General features: G+C 67.2%; 14 protein-coding genes. 4 read left to right on the top strand and 10 right to left on the bottom strand.

Translation table 11 applies throughout. The annotated features are described in order from the left end of the window. Positions 1 to 235: 235 nt before the first annotated feature. The 10 genes from IPP91_05020 to IPP91_04975 form a co-directional block, all read right to left on the bottom strand. Entirely contained in the window at positions 236 to 628 is a 393-nt protein-coding gene (locus IPP91_05020) for a VCBS repeat-containing protein (protein ID MBL0141425.1), read from the bottom strand. Next, positions 559 to 3486 (bottom strand): VCBS repeat-containing protein, encoded by a 2928-nt coding sequence (locus tag IPP91_05015; GenBank protein ID MBL0141424.1) that lies wholly within the window; start codon positions 3484 to 3486, stop codon positions 559 to 561. The genes IPP91_05020 and IPP91_05015 overlap by 70 nt, the downstream gene beginning before the upstream one ends. A gap of 140 nt (positions 3487 to 3626) precedes the next feature. Further along, the gene (locus IPP91_05010) at positions 3627 to 5015 is read right to left on the bottom strand and encodes a hypothetical protein (GenBank protein MBL0141423.1); all 1389 of its coding nucleotides are present in this window, start codon (positions 5013 to 5015) and stop codon (positions 3627 to 3629) included. A gap of 138 nt (positions 5016 to 5153) precedes the next feature. After that, positions 5154 to 6233 (bottom strand): glycosyltransferase family 4 protein, encoded by a 1080-nt coding sequence (locus tag IPP91_05005; protein ID MBL0141422.1) that lies wholly within the window; start codon positions 6231 to 6233, stop codon positions 5154 to 5156. A gap of 16 nt (positions 6234 to 6249) precedes the next feature. Then, a complete protein-coding gene (locus IPP91_05000; GenBank protein ID MBL0141421.1) occupies positions 6250 to 9930 on the bottom strand; it encodes a VCBS repeat-containing protein in 3681 nt (1226 codons plus the stop codon). Between the two features lie 71 nt (positions 9931 to 10001). Beyond that, positions 10002 to 11489: an oligosaccharide repeat unit polymerase gene (locus IPP91_04995; protein MBL0141420.1), complete on the bottom strand. Its 1488-nt coding sequence runs from the start codon at positions 11487 to 11489 to the stop codon at positions 10002 to 10004. Then, positions 11479 to 12696: a hypothetical protein gene (locus IPP91_04990; GenBank protein ID MBL0141419.1), complete on the bottom strand. Its 1218-nt coding sequence runs from the start codon at positions 12694 to 12696 to the stop codon at positions 11479 to 11481. Before IPP91_04990 ends, IPP91_04995 begins: the two co-directional genes overlap by 11 nt. Next, positions 12693 to 13661, bottom strand: a complete 969-nt coding sequence (locus tag IPP91_04985) for a class I SAM-dependent methyltransferase (protein ID MBL0141418.1) — start codon at positions 13659 to 13661, stop codon at positions 12693 to 12695. Before IPP91_04985 ends, IPP91_04990 begins: the two co-directional genes overlap by 4 nt. Next, a complete protein-coding gene (locus IPP91_04980; GenBank protein MBL0141417.1) occupies positions 13658 to 14902 on the bottom strand; it encodes a hypothetical protein in 1245 nt (414 codons plus the stop codon). Before IPP91_04980 ends, IPP91_04985 begins: the two co-directional genes overlap by 4 nt. 19 nt (positions 14903 to 14921) lie before the next feature. Further along, positions 14922 to 16442: an MBOAT family protein gene (locus IPP91_04975; GenBank protein MBL0141416.1), complete on the bottom strand. Its 1521-nt coding sequence runs from the start codon at positions 16440 to 16442 to the stop codon at positions 14922 to 14924. Between the two features lie 357 nt (positions 16443 to 16799). On the opposite strand from IPP91_04975, the gene IPP91_04970 reads away from it, so the two are divergent. The 4 genes from IPP91_04970 to IPP91_04955 all read left to right on the top strand — a co-directional run bounded on the left by IPP91_04970 (position 16800) and on the right by IPP91_04955 (position 21986). Beyond that, positions 16800 to 18029, top strand: coding sequence for an outer membrane beta-barrel protein (locus IPP91_04970; protein MBL0141415.1), 1230 nt, complete (start codon positions 16800 to 16802; stop codon positions 18027 to 18029). A 166-nt stretch (positions 18030 to 18195) separates the two neighbouring features. Further along, on the top strand, positions 18196 to 18729 hold the full coding sequence (locus IPP91_04965) for a polysaccharide export protein (protein MBL0141414.1): 534 nt from the start codon (positions 18196 to 18198) through the stop codon (positions 18727 to 18729). Next, entirely contained in the window at positions 18729 to 20981 is a 2253-nt protein-coding gene (locus IPP91_04960) for a polysaccharide biosynthesis tyrosine autokinase (GenBank protein ID MBL0141413.1), read from the top strand. Before IPP91_04965 ends, IPP91_04960 begins: the two co-directional genes overlap by 1 nt. 45 nt (positions 20982 to 21026) lie before the next feature. Beyond that, complete coding sequence (locus IPP91_04955) at positions 21027 to 21986, top strand: GDP-L-fucose synthase (GenBank protein MBL0141412.1); 960 nt, start codon at positions 21027 to 21029, stop codon at positions 21984 to 21986. Positions 21987 to 22008 lie beyond the last annotated feature (22 nt).

Below are 22008 nucleotides of genomic sequence, written 5' to 3'. Positions count from 1 at the left end.
CGTGGGCGAAGCGGCGCTCCGAACCCCTGCCTGAAGACAATTGTGCGCCCTCCCCGTATTCGCCATTCGGTTTTCGCGTCAGCGCTCGCGCCTCCGGTGCGGACGGATGGCGCGCGCCGATCAGCCGCGCTCCGCCTTTCAACGGGCAGTCCGGTTGATCTGCATCAGGCGAACCGGCCCGTGATCGCGAAACTTCCTCCCCTCTCCCTGGGGAGAGGGGTCGGGGGTGAGGGCATTACCTTCTCGGCACGATCTCCCAGCTCGGGTCGATCTGGATCACGTAGTCGGATGCGCCGAGCGTGACGCCGTCGAGGTACCAGACGAACACGAGGCCCGTTGCCGCGTTGCGGAAGAGCAGGTCGGGCTTGCCGTCGCCGTTCCAGTCCGCCAGTTGCACCACCTCCCACACCGGGTCGATGCCGAAGATCGACGGGCTCGAGGTCGACAGCGAGAGCGTGCCGGCCGCGAACTGCGTGTTCCACGCGAAGCCCAGGCCCGAGGCCATGTTGCGGAAGAGCAGGTCGGGCTGGCCGTCGGCGTTGAGATCGGCAACGCCTTCTACCTTCCACGAGGATCGACGTTGAAGAAGAACTGGTCGCCGATGGCCACGTTGTCGTTGAAGAACCACGCGAAGGCGTTGCCGCTCACCACGTTGCGCATCAGGAAATCGGGGTGGCCGTCGCCGTTGAAGTCAGCGACGCCCTGGATCACCCACTCGGGCGGCAGCGAGAAGAGGAACGCGTCCGTTCCGGTGAAGACCCCGTTCACGGTGTACCAGACGAAGCAGGCGCCGTTGGCGGTGTTCCTCCACACGATGTCCGGGTGTCCGTCGCCATTAAAGTCGGCCACGCCCTGGATCTTCCAGCTCGGATCGATCGTGGCGTAGAAGGAATCCGAGAGCAGCGCCGGGCCGTTCATGCGCCAGACGTAGGTCGCCCCGTTGGCCGTGTTCGACCAGATGATGTCGGGCTTGCCGTCCGCATTGAAGTCGGGAAAGGCCGGGTTGGTCTGCGTCGAGACCACGATCAATCGAAGCTGCTGCGGCGCCGGGAAGTAACCGGCATCCCCGGTCTGGCTCGCCCGCACGCCGCAGAGACCGGCAGCGGTCGGCGTCACGGTGGTGCCCGATACCGTGCACGTGGTCGGCGTCCAGCTGTCGAACGCGGTGGCCAGGCCGCTCGTGGCGGACGCCGCAAGATTGACGGGAATCCCGACGCTGCCCGAGGCGGGTGGAGCGAAGGCGATGGACTGCACGCTCTTCAGCCCGAAGACATCCACCGGCACGTACTTGTTCTCGATGGTGTTGTCACCGACCTGGCCGCCCCGGTTGTAGCCCCAGCATTTCACCGCACCTCCTGCCACGAGAGCGCACGTATGCAATCCACCGGCCGCCATTGCCAATACGCCGCTCGCCATTCCCGTGACGGCTCCCGGTGGGTACGGGGTCTCTCCGAAGGTGTCATCGCCGAGCGCGCCGGCGTGATTCGCGCCCCAGCACTGCATCGCGCCGCCCGCGACGAGGGCGCAGGTATGCTCCGCGCCTCCCGTAATGGCCGTCACGCCGCTCGCGAGCCCTACCACGTCCACTGGCACGAGCCGGTTGTTGCCGCTGGTGCCGTCGCCGAGCGTGCCGAAGTTGTTGAGCCCCCAGCATTTCACCCCGCCGGCCGTGGTGAGTGCGCAACTATGAATTTCTCCCATCGCGATCGCGACCACGCCGCTCGAAAGCCCGACGACGTCCACCGGCAAGGTCCGGTTGGTCGTGCTGTTGTCGCCCAGCTGGCCGTAGGTGTTGTTGCCCCAGCATTTCACGCCGCCACCCGTCGTGAGGGCGCAATTGTGGACCCCGCCCGCCGCGACGGCCGTCACGCCGCTCGTGAGGCCGGTGACATCCCCTGGCGTGAAACGGTTGGGGAACAGTCCGTCGCCAAGCTGGCCATCGTAGTTGGCGCCCCAGCACTTCACGCCGCCGCCCGTGGTGAGCGCGCAGGTGTGGTATGCCCCCACGGCCATCGCCGCGACGCCGACGTCCAGCCCTTCCACGAAGTCGCCGGGCACGTGGGTATCGGTGAAGCCGTAGCCGTCGCCGAGCTGGCCGTTGAAGTTTGCCCCCCAGCACTTCATGCCGCCGCCTGTCGAGAGGGCGCAGGTGTGCGCGAACCCGGCCGCAATCGCCGCCGCGTCGCTCGCGAGGCCGACAACATCGACCGGGACCTTCCTAAGGGTAATGGTGTTGTCGCCGAGCTGGCCATTGGCGTTGTAGCCCCAGCACTTCACCCCGCCGGCCCGGGTCACCACGCAGCTGTGGCCGAAATGGGTGGCGATCACGCTCACCCCGTTCGTCATCCCGACAACACGGACCGCCTTGACGCTAAAACCTCCAAGACCGTCGCCGAGCCCGCCCGCGTTGTTGTCCCCCCAGCACCTGAGATCGCCGGCCGTCGCGCGGGCGCAGGCGTGATTGGCGCCTGCCGCGATCGCTGCAATGCCGCTCGTCAGCCCAGCCACATCGTTGGGGGTCATGTGGGTGTCGTAGCCGGCGCCGTCGCCCAGCTGGCCGGAGCCGTTGTTCCCCCAGCATTTCACCCCGCCGCCGGCCGTGAGGGCGCAGGTGTGCGCGAACCCGGCCGCAATCGCCGCCGTGCCGCTCGCGAGCCCCGCGACATCCACCGGCACACGCCGGTTGGTGACGCTGTCGTCACCGAGCTGCCCCGCCCAGTTCCTCCCCCAGCACTTCACCGCGCCCGTCGTGGTCAGGGCGCAGGTGTGGCTCCCGCCCGCCGCGATCGCCGCGACGCCGCTCGCGAGGCCGACCACGTCGACCGGGTTGCGCCGCTGGGTCGTGGTGTCGTCGCCGAGCTGGCCGTAGAGGTTTGCGCCCCAGCACTTCACGCCGCCCGCCGTGGTCAGTGCGCAGGTGTGGCTCCCGCCCGCCGCGATCGCCGCCACACCGCTCGCGAGGCCGACGACATCCCCCGGCGTGAGTCCCGGGACGCCGAAGTCAACGCCGAGCTGGCCGTTGGAGTTGAGTCCCCAGCACTTCACCCCGCCGCCCGCGGTGAGGGCACAGGTGTGGTCCCCGCCTGCAGCGGCTGCCACGACGCCGCTCCCGAGGCCGACCACATCCACCGGGGTGGACTGGATGTCAAACAGCGAGCCGCCGTTGCCCAGTTGCCCCTGGAAATTCCTTCCCCAGCATTTCATCCCGCCGTTGTCGGTGACGGCGCAGGAGTGGTTTTCGCCCGCCGCGATTGCCGCCATGCCGCTCGCGAGGCCGACGACATCCACCGGCGTGAACTGGTTGAGAGTGCCGTTGTCGCCGAGCTGGCCGTTGAGGTCATAGCCCCAGCATTTCACCCCGCCGTCCGTCGTGAGGGCGCACGAATGCTGGCCCCCCAGCGCGATCGCCGTGGGCACGATATTCGCGACGGCCAATGGCGAGACGCTGGCCAATGCTGCGGCAACCAGGCCGGTGCGGAGCAACAAGGGGAATGCGCTCATGGGAGACCTCACAAATCGGGCGGAAGGCCCTGTCTCCTTCGTAAACGATAAACAGGGGGGGAACCGGCCAACGCAATTCAGCCCGGCCGCAAGCAGGGCAAGCGCTAGGGTCGCGAACCGCTCCCCTAGGTGCAGGCCGGACTTGTGCTGGAGAACACCTGCCGCGTGATGGCCTTCGTGACCGAAACGCCGTTATAGGTGTAAGTCAGCGTGCCGTTGATCCCGTCGCTGAACCGGAAACGCATCGAACCCACGGTCGTGAAGTTCTCCGGATACGTGATGGGCCTGAAGGGATTGGCGTTGAACGGGGGGCCGGTGGTCTGATACAGGTCCCCGAGATAGGAGCCGTCCGCCTGGCGCACTCCGCCCGACATCACGAGCCACAGGCCGTGCCCGGCCGCGTCGTAGGTGAAGAGCGCGGCGAAGAGCGTGTTGTCCTGGTGCGTCACGTTCACGCCCCATCCGGACTCGGCCGCGTTCCACCAGAGGTCCTGGTAATTCGTGAGGGAGGCTCGGCTGGCGGTCGTGGGCGTGCAGTTGGCGGCGCGCGAACCGTACACCTGCCGCTGGATGAACTTTGTCACCGTGACGCCGTTTACCGTGTAGGTGAGCGTCCCCGAGTCGACCCCGATGAAGCTGAGACTCATGGTGCCTACGGTCGTGAGGTTGGCCCCCGTGAGGGGCGTGAAGGGAGCCGCGTTGAACGCGGGGCCTGTCGTGCGGTAGAGGTCGCCCGTGAACGTGGACCCCGATTGCAGGTTTCCTGCCGACATGACAAGCCAGAGCGGCGCTCCCGTTGCGTCGTAGGTGAACAGCGTCGCGAAGATCGTGTTTCCCTGGTGATTCAGGTTCACGCCCCAGCCCGATTCCGTGGGATTCCACCACAGTGAGGTGTAATTCGCCGTGGAAGGGGAAGGCGCCGTGAAGGTTGCGAAGGCCGTTTTCGGTCCGGTCATCGTCACCTGGCATGCGCCTGTTCCGGCGCAGTCCCCGCTCCAGCCCGTGAACGTCGATCCCGACGATGGCAATGCGGTCAGCGTCACGGTTGTCCCGGCTGGGAAGCCCGACTTGCAGGCGGCGCCGCAGTCGATACCCGCGGGCGACGAGACGATCGTGCCCCTGGAAGCGCCCGTCGATGGAAGGGTGCCGGCCGTGAGGTAATTCGTGCCGGGCTTCGCATTGAAGGTCGCAGTGACCGTCTTTCCGGCATCCATCGTCACGGAGCACGTTCCCGTCCCGGAGCACGCTCCGCTCCAGCCGGCGAACACGGAATCGACGTGAGGCGTCGCGGTCAGGACGACCGTCGTGTTGGCGTTGACATACTGGAAGCAGCTCGTCCCTGCGTTCGCCGCGCAATTCAAGACACTGGGGTTCGACCGGATGTCCCCGTACCCGGTCCCTTCGCCCTGCACGCGCAGGAGGAAAAGAGAAGACCCTTGCGCGCACGCATCCCAAGGGAACATCAAGAGCAAAGAGGCGGTGGCTGCGGCCACCTCGAGGGCGATGCGGTTCACTTCCGGATTTCCTCCTGCGTCGAACGACAGGGCGCCTTCGGCAGGTGCACGGTCCAGCCTCCTTAGGCGATGAAGCGCCAATTGTAACCTCGCCGGATCTGCCGTCTCCGCACGACCTGCTCTCCCGGGGCATTCCGTTCAGCGCGCGGCAGCGTCGCGAAAACTTGCCACGATCCTCGGCAGCACCGCCTCGAGCGAATAGCGCGCCAGCACGGACTCCCGGCCCGCCCGCCCCATGTGCGCGCGATCGGCATCGTTCGCCGCGAGCACCTCGAGCGCGGCCACCCATTCGGCCGTCGTGGTGGCGAGCAGGCCATTGACGCCCGGCTCGACGATGTCGCGGTTGGCGCCCACGGGAGAGGCGATCACGGGCAACCCGCAGGCCATGTACTGGATGAGCTTGAAGCCGCACTTGCCGCGCGACCACGGGTCGTCCGCGAGCGGCATGATGCCGATGTCGAGCGAGCGCAGGTCATCGGCCTCGCGCTCCTCCGACCAGGCAAGGCGCGTCACCGGCAGGCCATCGAGCGCATCGGGCCTGGCGCCGATCAGCACGACTTTCGCCTCGGGATGGCGCGCGCAGAACTCGCGCAGCGCAGGCTTGACGAGCGCCAGGTAGGAGGAAGTCGAGGGCGACCCGATCCAGCCTATGCGCAGCCCGGTGCGTTCGCCGGCCGGCGAATCCGCCGGCGCCAGGCGGGCCGTATCGGCCACGGTCGGGATGAATTCCACGCGCCTGGCACCCGCCTCGCGCGCGTAGTCGGCAAGGTAGGCGCTGCCCGCGTGCACCGCCGCCGCGCCGCACATGAGGCGCGCGATCTTGCCGCCCAGAAGCGAGCGGACCAGCGGGTTCCGGTGGCTGTCGTACTGGTGGAATATCGCGTCGTCGAGGTCGAGGACGAACGGAACGCCGCTGCGGCGCAGGCCGTTCTCGGCAAAGCCCGGGAGGTAAGGGTAGGCCTCGTATTGCACCACGACGAGATCGAATCGGCCTGCGTCACGAAGCAATTCGCGCCGCTTGATCGCCGCGGCGAGCACCGGCCCGACCGGGCGGCTTTCGCCCGCGAACATCGCCGACAGGTAGGCGTCGTCGAGCAGGGCTTGCCAGGAGACGTGAATTCCCTCGCGCTCCAGAGCGGGGAGGAACTGGAAGAACCGGTGGCGCGTGGAAGCGGCAGCGGCCCCGTACTTGGCGAGGAGCAGGACCTTCACCGGCAAATTATACGGGCGCGTCCTATCGCCGGGGCACGATCTCCCACGAAGGATCGATCTGCGTGACGTACGCGCTGCCCCCCAGGACCTGGTTCACCACGTACCACACGAAGACGAGGCCAGTGTTCGCGTTGCGGAAGACGAGGTCCGGCTGCCCGTCGCCATTCCAGTCGGCGACCTGCACCACCTCCCACACCGGATCGATGCCGAAGAGAGGGCTCGAATTCGCGTCGAGGCTCACGTCACCCGTCGGGGTGGTGGTGACGGGCGGTGCATCCGCGCCCATCGATAGCGACACCGCCCCACTCGCGAAGACCGTGGGCCAGATGAAGGCCACGCCCGAGACGCGGTTGCGGAAGAGCAGGTCGGGTTGCCCGTCGCCGGTGAAGTCGCCGACACCTTCGACCTTCCAGACGTTGTCGATGGTGAAGAGGTACTGGTCGCCCGTCATCACGCCGCCGTTGGAGAACCACAGGAAGGCGAGCCCCGTATCGGCGTTGCGCATCAGGAAGTCGGGCTTGCCGTCGTGATTGAAGTCCGCTACCGCCTCGATCTTCCAGATCGGGGCGAGCACGAAGAGTTGCGCGTCGGAGACGAACGTCGCCCCGTTCATGTACCAGACCCAGGTCGCCCCCGTGACGGTGTCGCGCCATACGAGGTCGGGCTTCGCATCGCCGTTGAAATCGGCCACGGCCTCGAGGTGCCACGAGGGATCGAGCATGGCCACGGGCGCGTCCGAGACGAGGTTCGCCCCGTTCATGAGCCAGAGGTAGGTTGCGCCGCTCGCGGCATGGCGCCAGAGGATATCGGGGTGCCCGTCGCCGTTGAAGTCGGGGATCGTGGGGTTCGGGGGCGGCGGAAGCGAGAAGGTGGCCGTGAAGGTCGCCGGTCCTGTCAGCGTGAACACGCACGAGCCGGTTCCGGCGCAGCCCGGTCCGCTCCACCCGGAGAAGACGGAGCCGGACACGGCTGTCGCGGTCAGCGTGACCACGGTGCCGGCGGGCAGGCTTGCGCTGCAATTGGTTCCGCAGTCGATGCCGCTCGGTGAGGACGCGACGGTGCCGCTTCCGCTCCCGCCGCGGATCACGCTGACGGAATGGCGCACGAAGGTGGTCGAAGAGAAACTCGCCGAAACGCCGCCCACGGTGAGCGTGGTGACCTGCGCCGTGCCTTCGGTCGCCGCCGCGGCGTGCCGCACGCAGATGGCCTGACCCGACAGGATGAAGGCCTGCGCCGACGAGAAGGTGCCAGAGCATCCGATGGAATACTCCCCGCCGGAAACGGAGACGGGCGAGCGCTCGTTGATCCCGCTCACGACCACGGGCGTCGAGGTCACGATGCTGCCGGGCGTCACCCCCACCTGCGGCGCGAACGCAAACGCGTCGGGTTGCGTGTCCGGGAAGACGGTGAACGCGTAGGCGGACACGGCCGCAGGCGAGCCCGACGCGGTTGCTGCGTAGGCGTAGATCACATGGGTGCCGAACGAAAGCGCCGGCAGCGCGGCAGTGAAGCTTCCGGCTCCCGCGGGTGTCGCGACGGACCACCCGCCCCGGCGCCCGCCGAGTCGGTAGGCGACAGCGGAGGCGGGAGAAGCGAGCGCCAGGACGGGGGAGGCGGCCTGCGTGCGATGTCCGGGAAGGGGCGCGATGCTCGCGCCGGCCGTCGCGGCCGGGGCGGCGAGGATCGTCACGCTGCCGCCGCCGTAGTTGGCAACCATGGCGCGACCCGAAGCGGAATTCACCGCCACGGCGATGGGGCTGGCGCCGACGGGGATGGAGCGCGCCGCGTTCGTGGCGCCATCGATCACGGTGACCGTGCCACCGCTGCCGTTCGAGACGAATACGCGGTCGAGCCCCGTGTCCACCGCCACCGCATTTGGCGTCGAACCGGCTGGCACCGTCGCCGTCGCCCCCGAAACGCCGTCAATGATCGTGACCGAATTGCTGCCCGAGTTGGCTACATAGATGCGGTTCGTTACCGCGTTAACCGCGATCGCTACCGGCGTGGCGCCCACGGGGATCACGGAGACGGCGAGCGAACTGCCGTCGATCACCGAGACCGCGGCCGAGCCCGAATTGACCACGTAGGCGCGTCCCGTCGCGGGGTTCACCGCGATTGCGGAGGGGGACGAGCCCGCCGCGACCATCGTGACCGCGCGCGTGAAGCCGTCGATCACGGCCACGGACGAGGCGCCCTGCAGCGCCACGAACACGCGGTTGGCCGCTTCGTCCACGGCCACGGCCACCGGCTGCGAGCCGACGGAAACCGAGGTCACCGAAGAGGTGGCGAGATCGAGGACGGCGACCGTGCCGGCGTCGCGAACGGCGATCCACGCGCGATTGCGTGCCCCGTCCACCGCGATGGCCACGGGTGTGGCGCCGACGGCGAACGTCGCGGCGGCCAGGGTCGTGCCGTCGATCACGGCGACGGCGCCCGCGTCGCGGATCGCGACGATTGCGGTGCCGGTGGACGGGTGCACGGCAACCGCGACCGGGGAGGCGCCCACGGCGATGGGAGTCACCGCGCCGGACGGATCGATCGCATCCACACGGTTGGCGGACTGGTTCGCGACGAAGGCGCGCCCGGAAGCCGGAGCGAAGGCCACCGCGCGCGGCGTGCCGCCCAGGGGAGTGGCAGCCGCCGGAAGTGGCGAGGCGTCGATCACGCTCACGGAGTTGCCGAGTCGATTGACGACGAAAAGGCGCAGCGAGGCGGGATCGAGCGCCAGCGCCACCGGCTGGTTACCCATGGAAAGCGTTTCAAGCACGGCAGCCGTGGCGCCGTCCACGACGCTGAGCGAATCCGCGGCCTTGCCGACGACGTACAGGCGGCCGGCCGCGCCGAGTGCGATGGCGACAGGCTCGCTGCCCACGGCGACCGGGCTGGTTGCGAGCGTCGCCCCGTCGATCCTTGTGATGGTGTCGCCGATCGCGTTGGCGACCCAGGCGCGGTTGGCGGTGTCGTCGAAGACAATGGCCATCGGCTCGTTGCCGACAGTCACCGCGCTTGTCGTTTCGGTTGCGCCGTCGATGATCGTGACGGAATCGCCGATCTTGTTCGCGACGAAGACGCGATTGCCCGCGCGGTCCACGGCGAGGGCAACCGGCGAATTTCCCGTGGGGATGTCGCGGATCGCTGCGCCGTCGATGACGGTGACGATATTCGCGTTCTGCCGTGCGACATACGCCCGACCCGTCGAAAGGTTCACGGCGATCGCGACGGGGTCGTTGCCCACCGCCACCGTGGTGACCGCGAGCGAGGCGCCCTCGATCACCGACACCGTGCCCGCGCCGCTGTTGGCCACGAAGGCGCGATTCGCCTGCGTGTCGAGCGCGATGGCCACGGGCTGCGCGCCCACCACGACCGTCGTCGTGGCGAAACTGTCGGTATCGACCACCGTGACCGTGCCATCGAGCCGATTGGCGACCCACGCCCGCCGGCGCACCGCGTCGAGGGCGATGGCGGTGGGCGAGTTGCCCGTGCCCACGGTCGTTGTTGCGCCCGTGGCCGAGTCGATGACGGTCAACGAGGCGCCGCCGGTGTTGGCGACATACGCCTTGCCCGCCAGCACATCCACGGCGACTGAAGTCGGATTGGAGCCCACCGCAACCGTCGCGACGACGGTCTCGGCATGGGTGAGGAATGGAAAGAGGCATGCAAGCAGTGCTGCCGCAGTGCCCCCCAGTGTGCGCCGGAGAGTCATGGGGCCTCCAAGGACCCTTTTATATGGCTCTCACCTTGCGCCGAAGTAGGAAGGGAAGTCTGTGAACTGGATCACAGGAACGGAAATTGCCCGGAGCGCGGTGCAGTGCGCGCGGGGAACGCCTCGGGTTCGATGCCGGCAGAGGCATCGAATGCGTCGGCGACCGCCGCCGGCAGCACTTTCATGCGGGCGCCGTCGTCACTCGGGGTCTTCGCAATGGCTTCGGGGACTCCGTCTTGTGGCCCCGCAATCGTTCCACCCGCCCCACCTCCGCGGACCGGGTGCAGGGGGCCACCGATGTTGGCCATGACCGCCTCGTCCGGGGACAGGCCGTAGGGCGCGGGGCGGGGCCGAAGGGCGCGGAACGTCCCCGTCAGGGCCGCGATGAAGAGGAAGAGCCAGATCGGCGTGGAGACGAGCTTCGGCACGAAGAAGCTGATGAAGGAGACGAAGCACAGGTTCGCCCAGCAGAAGAGGGCGTAGGGGTTGGTCGAGCGCAGCATCCACAGCGCGAGGTAATCCACCCCGAACGACGACACGGCGATGCCGACCCAGACGAAGGCGAGCCCGCCGTCGGAATACATCGGCTCCAGGAACGTGCCGACGTTGGCGGGAAACGGCGTTTCCACGAAGGGCAGGACCTGGCTGGGCGGGTCGTCCCAGAAGCCGAGCATCGCTCCCATCTTGAAGAGCGGATAGAGCGAGCGCTGGGGGACGAAGTCGTGGGCCGGCGCCGTCTCGAGCAGGGCCTCGAAGTAGGAAAAGCCGCTCGTCAGGTAGTAGTAGAGGTTCGCCACGTCCGGGTTCACGCCGACGTGTCCGTAGTAGGAGAAGCCTTCCCCCGTTTTGCCGACCCAGAGGCCGATGGCGTAGAAGGCAGCGATCGCCAGGGCGGCGACGGTGAGCGCGCGAAAGGCCAGCCGTCGCGGGGAAAGGCCCTGGACGAAGGGGAAGATCACGAGCACGGCGACGAACATGATCCAGACCGGCCGCGTGCGGTCGATGTAGAGGAGGTTGCCCGCGATCTGCAGTGCCGTCGCGACGAGCAGCAGGCGCGGCGGGCGACCGTCGATGCGCCAGCGCAGGATCGTGAGCGGAATCGCCATCCAGCCGAAATAGGACAGGTAGATCGCCACGAGCCCCGTCTCCGCCTGGCGGACGAGGCTGCTTTCGCTGACGAGCGTGGCGAGCAGCCCGGAGAAACCCTCGAAGATTTCGAGAATCTCGCGCAGGTACATGCCCAGCCCGAACAGACCGACGAGCTGCAGGAACCACAAGGCGGCATCCGGAATGTGCCAGGGCCGCGCCGCATGGGGCAGCGTGTCGATCGTGGCCGCCAGGGTGCCCACCGCGCTCACCGCCCGGGAGTAGGAGACGAAGAAGACGGTTGCCGAAGCCGCGAAGGCCAGCATGACGACCGCGAAGATCGGCGTGGCCTCGTCGCCGCTGGGGTGCCAGTCGATCCATCGCATGGAGTAGAGCAGGAGCGTTACGCCCCACGCCACGAAACCGTAGGCGCTCGGGATGAAAAGCAGAGTCGAAAGCCGCCTACTTTTCATCGCCGATCTCGAACAGCCTGATCCGCCCGCCCCAGCCCGTGAGCAGCCCCAGCGCCACGAACACGAGGAGTTGCGCCGGGATCACCCAGGCCACGACCTCGAGCGAGCGGCTCCACGCGGCTGCCCCGATGACAGCCAGCCCGGCGAGGTTGCCGAGAAGGAGGTTGCGCAGCAGGCCGGGCAGGTAGCCCTGGCTCTGCATCGAATAGGTCACGAGGTTCGCGAGTAGCACGAGCGGGATCTGCAGGATGAAAGGCACCACCCACGCTGCGGCGGGCGCTTTCCCGACGAAAACGGGGAGTGCGGCGGCCACACCCGCTGCGGCTAGCGTCAGGGTGGCGACGGCGAGCGCGCCATAGTAACCGAGAACGCGCCGGTCACCGGAGAGCGGATCGGGCGCGAGGTGACGCCCGGGAAAAAGCACCGTGCCGGCGAGCACGAGAATGCCCGTGGCGAGTTCCGGGAAGCGGGAAAGGAACACATAGGCGCTCAGGTCGGGATTCGAGGCGACCCAGTCCATGCCGAGGAAAAGCAGCAACGCGAGCGCGATCTGGTCGGAGCGGAATGCGAAGTGGTTGAGCGCGCCTTGGGCGCCGATCCAGCCCTTGACCGTCAGGTCGAAGGGCTTCGAGTCCCGTTCTCCGACGGACGCGCGCCACGCCACCCACGCAAGGCGCACCGCGCTCGAGATCGCGAATAGCAGGACTGCCTGTTCGAGGCTGGGCGTGCTGCGTGCCGAAGCGGCGATCCAGAGCGCGGTGAAAAGAGGGTAGTTGAGGAGGTTCCCCACGGCAGACGCCACGAAGCGCCGGCGGGCGTTGAGTTCCGCGGCAAGGATCGTGGCGAGGGTGTCCAGGAACACGGCAACCGCGAGGAGCCCCGCGACGGCGGGTGCGAAGAGCGCAAGCGAGAACGCGAAGAACCCCGCGATCGCGGGCAGGATCGGGAAGGCGAGCGCGCTTCGAACCCGGAACCCCACCCCGGGGTTACGCGACACGATCGTGAAAACGGCGTAGTCGATGCCGAACTTGGCGAGCATGAACCCGACCGCGTGCCACTGGATCGCCAGGAGAACGGAGGCGGTGAGATGCGGCGGGAGGCTGGATACGCGGTTCGAGGCGAGCCAGAAGATCGCGAGCGCGGACACGAGCCCGGCGCCGCCGAGCGCCGCGAACCCGGTCATTTCCTCGCGGGAAAAAGCCTTCATCGGGCGGGCGCTGCGGGGTCGCGCGCGGCCGCCTCCGGAAGCGTCTCGCCGGGAAAGTGAAACCCGCGGTTCTCGTAGGTGTTGTCGCCCTCGAGCACGAGGCAGATCGAGCTTACGCGCTTGAGCGCGACCATTCGCAGGCGATGCCAGAAGGCGCCGCGCGGGGCGAAGCGGTAGGTCATCGCCAGCCCGAGGGCCTTGCGCGCCCGGTTGGCGTAGAAGTCGTCGGTGTAACGAAACGAGTAGCGAAGTCCGGCGGACCGGGAAAGGCGCGCGACATCCCGCTCGGAAAGATAGTTCGTCTCGAACGCGAGGAAGTCGCGGTTCATGCGCGCGAACTCGTCGAGCGGGACCGGCCCCACCACCCGGCAGTACTTGCGCCAAGTGCCGATCCCCAGGAACGAGGCGGAGCGGATGTAGCTCTCCAGCACGTCGCCATTGGAGATCCAGTGCGCGAAGGGTATCTTCAGGTGCCACTCGATCCAGCTCGAGCCGAGCGGGAAGAGGTGCGCCGAGAACCCGCCCGGGGCGAGCACTCGGGCGATGTTGCGCAGGGCCCTGTCGTGGTCGCGCACATGCTCCATCACCTGGTTGGACAGCACGACGTCGAACGAACCGGGTTCATAGGGCCAGTCGTCGCCGGAGGCGACGAGGCGCAGGCGGTTCGGCCAGTCCACCTGCGGGTGCCGGCCTCCGAGGAGCGCTCGCGTCGCGGCGAAGAAGTCCTCGCGTTGCACGTGCGCGTCGGCCACGTCGAAGCCGTGGATTTCGAGGCGCAGCGGGGGATCGAGGCTCGCGGCGGCCTCGTGCAGGAACGACATCATGCTGCCCGAGCCGCAGCCCATGTCCAGGACCCGGATCGCGCGATCCGGCCCCCAGCCGCGCCGCGCCGCCTCGGTCCCGAGGACGCCCAGCAGGTGATGGTGGGTGATGCTGTGGCGTTCGGCGCCGGGAAAGAAGGTCATGGCTCGGCGCGCGCCGCAGCGCTGGGTTCGATGGTGGCCCTGGCTGGCCGGGATGACTGCGCGATTCTCGACACGGCCTCGTGCTCGGTTGGGTTCGCGGACTGCCACTGCGCGCGCATTTCGCGAAGCCGCCCGAGATGTTCGTCGATCGTCGCCGCCTCCAGCCGCGCGCCGAAGGACCCCGGCGCTTCCGGCGTGGCACGGACAACGCATTCGGCGACCATGTTACCAAGCGCCTCGCGGTAGTGCGACGAATCCCAGTGGGTGGCGAGCGTTTCTCCGCTGCCCCGTGGCAGCGCAGCGGAGACTTCCGGGAAGTGCCCGGCGAAATCCCGCACGGGCCAGGACGGAGCACCGGCTGCCGCGTGCTCGCTCGCCGAGAGGACGAGGCGCTTGAATTGCTCGAACTCGGGCCACAAGCCGAGCGCTTCCACGACCTCCCATTGGTGCGCGTGGGCGGGCGAGAGGAAAGCGAGAAGCCGGATTCGATGCGCTCGCGCGACCGCGAAGATCACCTCGAGGTCCGCGCGAGTGTCACGCTCGCCGTCCTTCCACGAGAATCGCCTCGTCGGCGGCGGAAAATAGAACTCGGAGGCATACGCGCGCTCGCTCGCCTCGAACATCGCGTTCGCCCCGCCGCGCCGTGCCGAGTAAGCGGTGCTCAGGCGCAGGTGCCCGCGCGGCGAATAGTCGCGCCCGAGCGCCTCGACCTCGGCGGCGTCCTGCCCACGGATCGTGGCGAGACTGGCGTCCGCCGTATCGAGGGAGAGCGCGATGTCCGCGAGCCGGCGCAAGCGCGGCTGGGCCAGGGTCCTCGCGGTCGTCGCGGAATCCCGGTCGAAGGTCGCGTTCGCGGCGAAGAAGTCGAGCCCCACCAGGACCGTCGATCCGGCGAGGCCGGGCGCCAGGGCCTCGAGGACGAGCCGCGTCTCGTGCAGCGATTGACCGGCGAAGGCGAGGTTGTAGGCGCCGGGGATCACCGGCTCCAGCGCCGCCGGGTCGAGGCCGATGGCGGCCCGCGACGTGCCGAGGACGAGGGCGCGGGCATTGGCGAGCTCGGGTGCGTTCAGCTTGGACTCGCGCTCCCGGCCCGGCATTTCCGGCTTCAGCGCATTGAACCCCTCGATGCGGGGCGCCCCGAAGACAGCCAGCGGATCCACCGCGACGTTGAACGCAGCGACGGCGGCCACGAGGACGGCCGCGGTGGCGATCATCGTGCGCAGGTAGCGATTGGCATCCATCGGGAGGATTGGCGGCGCGTCAAAACTGGAAGTAGAGGAAAGCGCTGGGCCGGACCAGCCGCAGCACCGAAATCGCGAGCAGCACGCCCGAGGCGATCGCCCAGCCCCGAGTGGGGCGCCATCCCCAGCGCGGTTCGGCCGGAGCCCCGAGGCCCGTGATCCGGCACGCGTTGGGCGCCAGCCACACGATGGGTGCCAGAAGGGCGAGTGTTGCGATCGCGCGCGGGCCGTCGAAGGTGGCGTTCCGGAACGTGCCCTCGAACGCGACGCCCAGTTCCGCCCAGGGAATCATGGGTGCCCACGGCGCCCAGGAACGCGGGAGGGTGGTGCCGTTCGCGCCGAAGAGGCTCGCAAAGAGCGAACTCGCCGTCGCAAGGCTGTCGGCGCGGAACGGAACCCACGCGAGCGTGACGAGGAGGAAGGTCAGGGCGATCTTCGGCGCGGCACGCCAGCCCGCCGCCGGCGCATTGGCAGGGGTTGGCGATTGCGATGGCGAAGACGGCCGCGGCGCGCGCCGCGAGTGGCTCGCCGCCAGCAGCGCGCCGTGGGCCACGCCCCACGCGACGAAGGTCCAGGCGATGCCGTGCCAGAGCCCGCCGAGAAGGAATGTCGCGAAGAGGTTCCGCCCTGTCGCCCACGGTCCGTTCCGGTTTCCTCCCAGCGGGACATAGACGTAGTCGCGCAGGAACGAGGAGAGCGACATGTGCCAGCGGCGCCAGAAATCCGCGAGGCTCGCCGCGCGATAGGGCGAATCGAAATTGAGCGGCAGATCGATGCCGAACATCTTCGACAGGCCGAGCGCCATGTCGGAATAGGCGGAAAAGTCGAAGTAGATCTGGAACGAGTAGCAGAGCAGGGCCACCCAGGCTTCCACCAGCGTGAGCGGGACGCCTGCCGCCGCGGCCGAAAAGGCGGGGGCCGCGTGCAGCGCGACCTCGTCCGCGAGGAAGACCTTCTTGGCGAGACCCAGCGCAAAGAGCGTGAGGCCGCGGGCCACGTCCTCCGGCGCGATTCCGAAGGCCCCTTTGCGGCGGAACTGTGGCAGAACGCGGTCGTGCCGCAGGAGAGGGCCGGCGACCAGGTGCGGGAACCACGAGACGAAGAGGAGGTATTCCGCGAATCGCGACGGGCGCGTCTTTCCCGTCGCGACGTCCGCCAGGTAGGCGATCTGGGTGAACGTGAAGAAGGAAACGCCCAGCGGAATCGCGATGCCGGAGACCAGCCCCACGGGGCCGTTCGGCGCGCCTGCGTCTCCCGCGTGCCACTTGAACCAGGCGAGAAGCGCGATGTTCGCGCCGATGGCAAGCCCGAGGAGGGCGCGGCTGCGGCTGCGGTGCAGGGCCATCCCCGCACCGAAGTTGGCCGCGATGGACGCGAGCAGGAAGGCCAGGTCGCGTACATCCCACCAGGCGTAGAACGCGAGCGAGGCCACGCACAGCCACGCGATCGTGGCGGGCCGGGAAATGCGCGCGCAGGCGCGGTGGATGGCCCACGCCAGCGGAAGGAACACCAGCACGAACTCGTGCGAATTGAAGAGCAACGGGACGGGTCCCTGATCGTATCCGGAACGGCGTCGTGATCATCGCATGGCCCAGGCCGGAACTCTTTATTGACCCCGGGCCGATTGACTCGTACACTTCCCGCCAGGAATTTTCAATATTCTCATTTAATTATCAACAAGTTAAGCAGGTTGTCTTGCGGGTTCCCGGCCACGCCCCGGAGGGAGCCATCGAAAGGGTTCGGTGCCATCGTACGGCTCTCCGCCGCACTCAACGCGGGCGTCGCGCAGGGCGTCATCAACGCCGCGGCCCGCGGTGGTACGGCAAGCGCGCGTTAGAGGATTTAGAATTGAACCCCGGTGTTTGCCGGGTCTGGACTTTAAGGGAGACATAACTCCATGACGAACAAGAAATTCATTGCGCTGGCCGCGGCCCTCTTGACCGCAGGGAGCGGTGCCATGGCGCAGACAGGCCCGGTGCGCCCCGCCTACCAATTCCCCAGCACGGAACGATCGACTTCCGGCCCGGCTGCCGTGCAGCTCGGTGACTCGCCGGTCTATGCCGCGCCGTTTGCCTCCGTGTCCTACGGCCACGATTCGAACCTCACGACGGCCAGCAGGAACGAGATCAGCTCCCCCTACCTGATCGCGGGCGGCGGCGTGAACCTGAACGCGCGCGACGAGAGGTCGGTGTTCAACATGAGTCTCCTGGCCTACTACGGGCGCTACAGCGACTCCACTGCGGACAACTATGCCGACGGGGCCTCGCGCATGTCCTACGACTACGCCTTCACGCAGCGTGACTTTGCGCGCGTGTACTGGGACTACGTACGCGGGCACGATCCGCGCGGCTCGACGGACCGCACCATTCTTCTTCAGGGCAGCCCGGACAAGTACTACACGAACACCCCGGGCATCATGTACGCGCACGGGGCCCCGGGGGCAGAGGGCCGCTTCGAGGTGTTCGGCAGCAAGACCTACAAGCGCTACCTCAACAACAAGCAGACCACTTACGCCAGCGACAAGGATGTGACGGACTACGGCGGCGCCTTCTACTGGCGCGTGATGCCCAAGACGTACCTGCTGGCCGAGGCCCGCGGCTCGAGCATCAACTACCTCGATTCGACTTCCACCTACAGCGGCAACGAATCCCGCTACTACCTGGGCGCCACGTGGGAGGCCACGGCGGCTACCAGCGGCACGCTCAAGGTTGGCCAATTGAAGAAGGACTTCGATTCCACCAACCCGGGCTGGTCGGGCACGGGCTGGGAAGGGATGATCACGTGGATGCCGCGCACCTATTCCAAGGTCGATGTCTACAGCGCGCGCACACCGGTCGATTCCACCGGGCAAGGCACTTTCATTCTCTCGGATGCCACGGGCATCAATTGGAACCATGACTGGAGCTCCGTGCTGACGACAGGGGTGAATGCGCGCTGGCAGAAGGACGCCTACCAGGGCTTCCCGCGCACCGACGACATCGAGGTGTACGGGGCCAGGATCGACTACAAGTTCCGCCGCTGGGTAACCTTCGGGGCCGAGTACACCTATACCAAGCGCGATTCCAACATCGCCTTCTACGACTACGACAAGAACCTCTGGCTGTTCTCTGCTGCATTCTCCATGTAACACGGGCGGTGGCAGGGCGCTCTTCGGGGCGGCCGTGCGGCAAACGGGCTTCGGTGGCGGTAAAATGCTCCGGAGCCCGAGTTTTTGCTGAAGGCCCGGTTTTTTGCCGAAGGCCCCCTGCAGAGGGGCCCATTCCCAGACACCCGCACGACCCTTCATGGCGCCCATGCCCCGCATTTTCTTCGCTGTCCTGCTCCTGCTTTCCGGGGCCCTGTCCGTCCAGGCGCAGTCCGAACTCTCCTCCTACAAGCTGGGTGCCGGTGACCTGGTCACCGTCCGCGTGGTGGGGGAGGACGACCTCAAGCGCGAGAAGGTCCGCTTGTCGGACGCCGGCACCATCTCCTTTCCGATCCTGGGCGAGATCCGGGTGAAGGGCATGACGGTGGGGGCGCTGGAGGAATTGATCACCAAGGGCCTGAAGGGCCGCTACCTGCTCGACCCCCAGGTGACGGTGATGATCGATGAGTACCGCAACTTCTTCGTGAACGGCCACGTGGAGAAGCCCGGCGGGTACCCGTTCAGCGCAGGCTTGACGGTGAGGAAGGCCATTTCGATTGCCGGCGGCTTCAAGGAGCGGGCGGCGCGAGACAAGCTGAACATCATCCGCGACGACGACCCCACGCAGACCACGCGCAAGGTGGACCTGAACGCGCCCGTGTACCCCGGTGACATCCTTACCGTCGAGGAAAGCTTCTTCTGATGAACGATCTCACGCTCCAGGAACGCCTGCAGTCTGGTGCGGCGCCCGATGCTGCCCCGCAGGCGGAAACGCTGGACATCGTCGAGTACTGGCGTGCGATCGCCAAGCGGCGCTGGAGCATCCTGGGGCTCACGCTCCTGGTTGCGATCCTGGCCACGCTGGTCGTGTTCGCGATCCGCCCCTCCTATCGCGGTACGGCGGTCCTCCTCATCGAGCAGGGCAAGAACAAGGTCGTCTCCATCGAGGAGGTCTACAACCAGGGCCTGATCCAGCGCGAGTATTACCAGACGCAGGTGGAGATCCTGAAGAGCGACGAGCTGGCACGCAAGACCATCGTCAAGCTCAAGCTCACTTCCCACCCGGATTACGATCCAAGGCAGGCGGAGCCGGGGATGAAGGCGAAGTTTCTCGGGCTCTTCATGGACGATGCCACGCCGCTGACCGAGGACGCCATCCTCAAGGGCGTGGTGAAAAAGTTCAAGAACGATGTCCAGATTCAACTCGTTCGCAATAGCCAGCTTGCGCAGATAAGCTTCACGGCCCACGATCGCGAGCTTGCTGCCACTGTGCCGAATGCGATGGCGGAACTTTTCATCGAGAGCGATCTCGATGCCCGCATCGCGATGACGCAGAAGGCGACGGAATGGCTGCGCTCGCGCATGGGAGAACTGCGCGGCAAGGTGGACGCGTCCGAGCGCAACCTTCAGGAATATCGGGACCGCGAGCGCATTGTGGATGCGAAGGGCCTCGCCATGTCCGGGGCCTCCAAGCAGTTGGAGGAGTTGACGCGAAGCCTGGTCGAAGCGCGCGCCAAGCGGGCGGAAGCAGAAGCGGCCAACACCCTGGTGCAGCAGATCAGCTCCGGCAAGTCCAAGTCCAGCTACGAGACGATTCCGGCGGTGCTGCGCCACCCACTGGTGCAGAAGCTGAAGGAACAGGAAGGCGATGCCGAGCGCCGGCTGGGTGAGGCGGCCAAGCGCTACGGCCCCGAGCACCCGGCGATGCTCAAGGCACGGGCCGAAGTGGAATCCGCGCGCGAGAACACGCGCCGTCAGGTGGAAAGCGTGGTCGCCGGCATTGGGCGCGAGTATGAAGTGGCGAAGGTGAACGAATCGGCGGTGGAGCGCGCTTTGAGCCAGAGCAAGGGCGACATCCAGGGGCTCAACCGCAAGGAATTCCAGCTCGGGATCCTGGAGCGCGAGGCGCTGCAGAACCGCAACCTCTACGACATGTTCGTGGGGCGCTTGAAGGAGACGAGCACGGCGGGGGACCTGCAGTCCACCATCGCCCGCGTGGTTGATCCGGCGACCGTTCCCAATGAGGCCTACGCGCCCAAGAAGAGGCAGATCGTGGGCATCGCTTCGGCGGTGGCGCTGGTGCTGGCGGCCATGCTTGCGCTGCTTCTGGACCGGCTGAACAACACGCTCAACTCCACCACGGGCGTGGAGCAGCGCCTGGGGGTGCCGGCGCTGGGGGTGCTGCAGCTGATCAAGGGGATTTCGGGGAAGAAGGGGTTCATTTCCGAGCTCGCCTTCTTCAACGACTCGCAGTCGGCGTTCTCGGAGGCGGTGAGGACGATCCGCACGAGCGTGCTCATGTCGGCGCTCGATGACGTGCACAAGATGGTGGTGGTGACTTCCTCCGTGCCGGAGGAGGGCAAGACGACGGTTTCCTACAACCTGGCCTGTGCGCTGGGGCAGGTGAAGAAGGTGCTACTGGTGGACGCGGACATGCGCCGGCCCAAGATCGCGCGGCTGATCGGGCGCGACCCCAAGGCGCCGGGGCTGGCGGACCTGGTGGCCGGGCAGGCGCAGATCAGCCAGTGCGTGTTCAATCACGAGAAGGCGGGCATCTTCGTGCTGCCGGCCGGGACGGTGCCGCCCAACCCGCTGGAGCTGCTCTCCTCGAAGCGCTTCGATGACGTGGTGATGAAGCTGCGGGAGGCGTTCGACATCGTGATCTTCGATTCCGCCCCGTTGCAGCTGGTCTCCGACTCGCTGGTGCTCTCCAACTACGCCTCGGCGGTGATCTACGTGGTGAAGGCCGATTCCACCCCGTACCAGGTGGCGCAGAACGGGTTGAAGCGGCTGCGGCGGGTGGATGCGCCCATCCTTGGCGTGGTGCTCAATCAACTCGACCTCGAGCGGGCCGAGCGCTACTACGGCGAGTACAGCGGCTATCGCAGCTACAAGGGCTACAAGAAGTACGGCTACAAGGGATACGGCAAAACGTACGGGCATCACGCGAAATGAGAATGAACCGGGTCCATGAACCCGGTTGGTTTTGCGCCGCCGCTCATGCATAGGCAATCCCGCATTTTCGTCGCCGGCCACCGAGGCCTGGTCGGTTCCGCCTTGATCCGAGCGCTCCAGCGCCGCGGCTACACGAACCTCATCACCCGCACCCACGCCGAGCTGGACCTGGCCGACCTGGCCGCCGTGCGCAGGTTCTTCGACGAGGAGAAGCCCGAGCACGTGATGCTCGCCGCGGCCAAGGTGGGCGGCATTCTCGCCAACCGCGACCAGCCCGCCGAGTTCATCCACGAGAACCTGGCCCTGCAGACCAACGTGATCCACGAGAGCTGGCGCCACGGGGTGAAGCGCCTTCTCTTCCTGGGCTCGAGCTGCGTGTATCCGCGCGACTGCCCGCAGCCCATCAAGGAGGAGTACCTCCTCACGAGCCCGCTGGAGACCACGAACCGCGCCTATGCCCTGGCCAAGATCGCCGGCATAGAAATGTGCGCCTCCTACAAACGCCAGTACGGCACGAAGTACCTCTCGGTGATGCCCACCAACCTCTACGGCCCGGGGGACAACTACGACCTGGACACCTCGCACGTGCTGCCCGCGCTCATCCGCAAATGCCACGAGGCGAAGGTGGCCGAAGCGAAGGAAGTCGTTCTCTGGGGCACCCGCAGCCCGCGCCGCGAGTTCCTGCACAGCGACGACATGGCCGAGGCCTGCGTCTTCCTCATGGAGATGCCGGATGACCAGTTCGGCAAGGTTGCCGTCGGCAGCCCCGGCTTCCCCCTCTTCAACATCGGAACAGGCGAGGACCAGACGATTGCGGAGCTGGCCGACCTGGTGAAGTCCGTCGTGGGCTTCAAGGGCGAGTTCGCCTGGGACCGCAGCAAGCCCGACGGCACGCCGCGCAAACTCCTCAGCGTCGATCGCCTGCAGGCGCTCGGTTGGCGCCACCGCATCACCCTGCGCGACGGCATCACCGCCACCTACCAGCAGTACGCCGAAGGCTTGTAACAATGGGGTCAGGTTCGCGAAC

Source organism: Betaproteobacteria bacterium (assembly GCA_016720855.1).
Lineage (GTDB): Bacteria > Pseudomonadota > Gammaproteobacteria > Burkholderiales > Usitatibacteraceae > FEB-7.
Note: the sequence above shows the minus strand (reverse complement) of the source record. Positions and strands in the feature narration are given on the sequence as shown.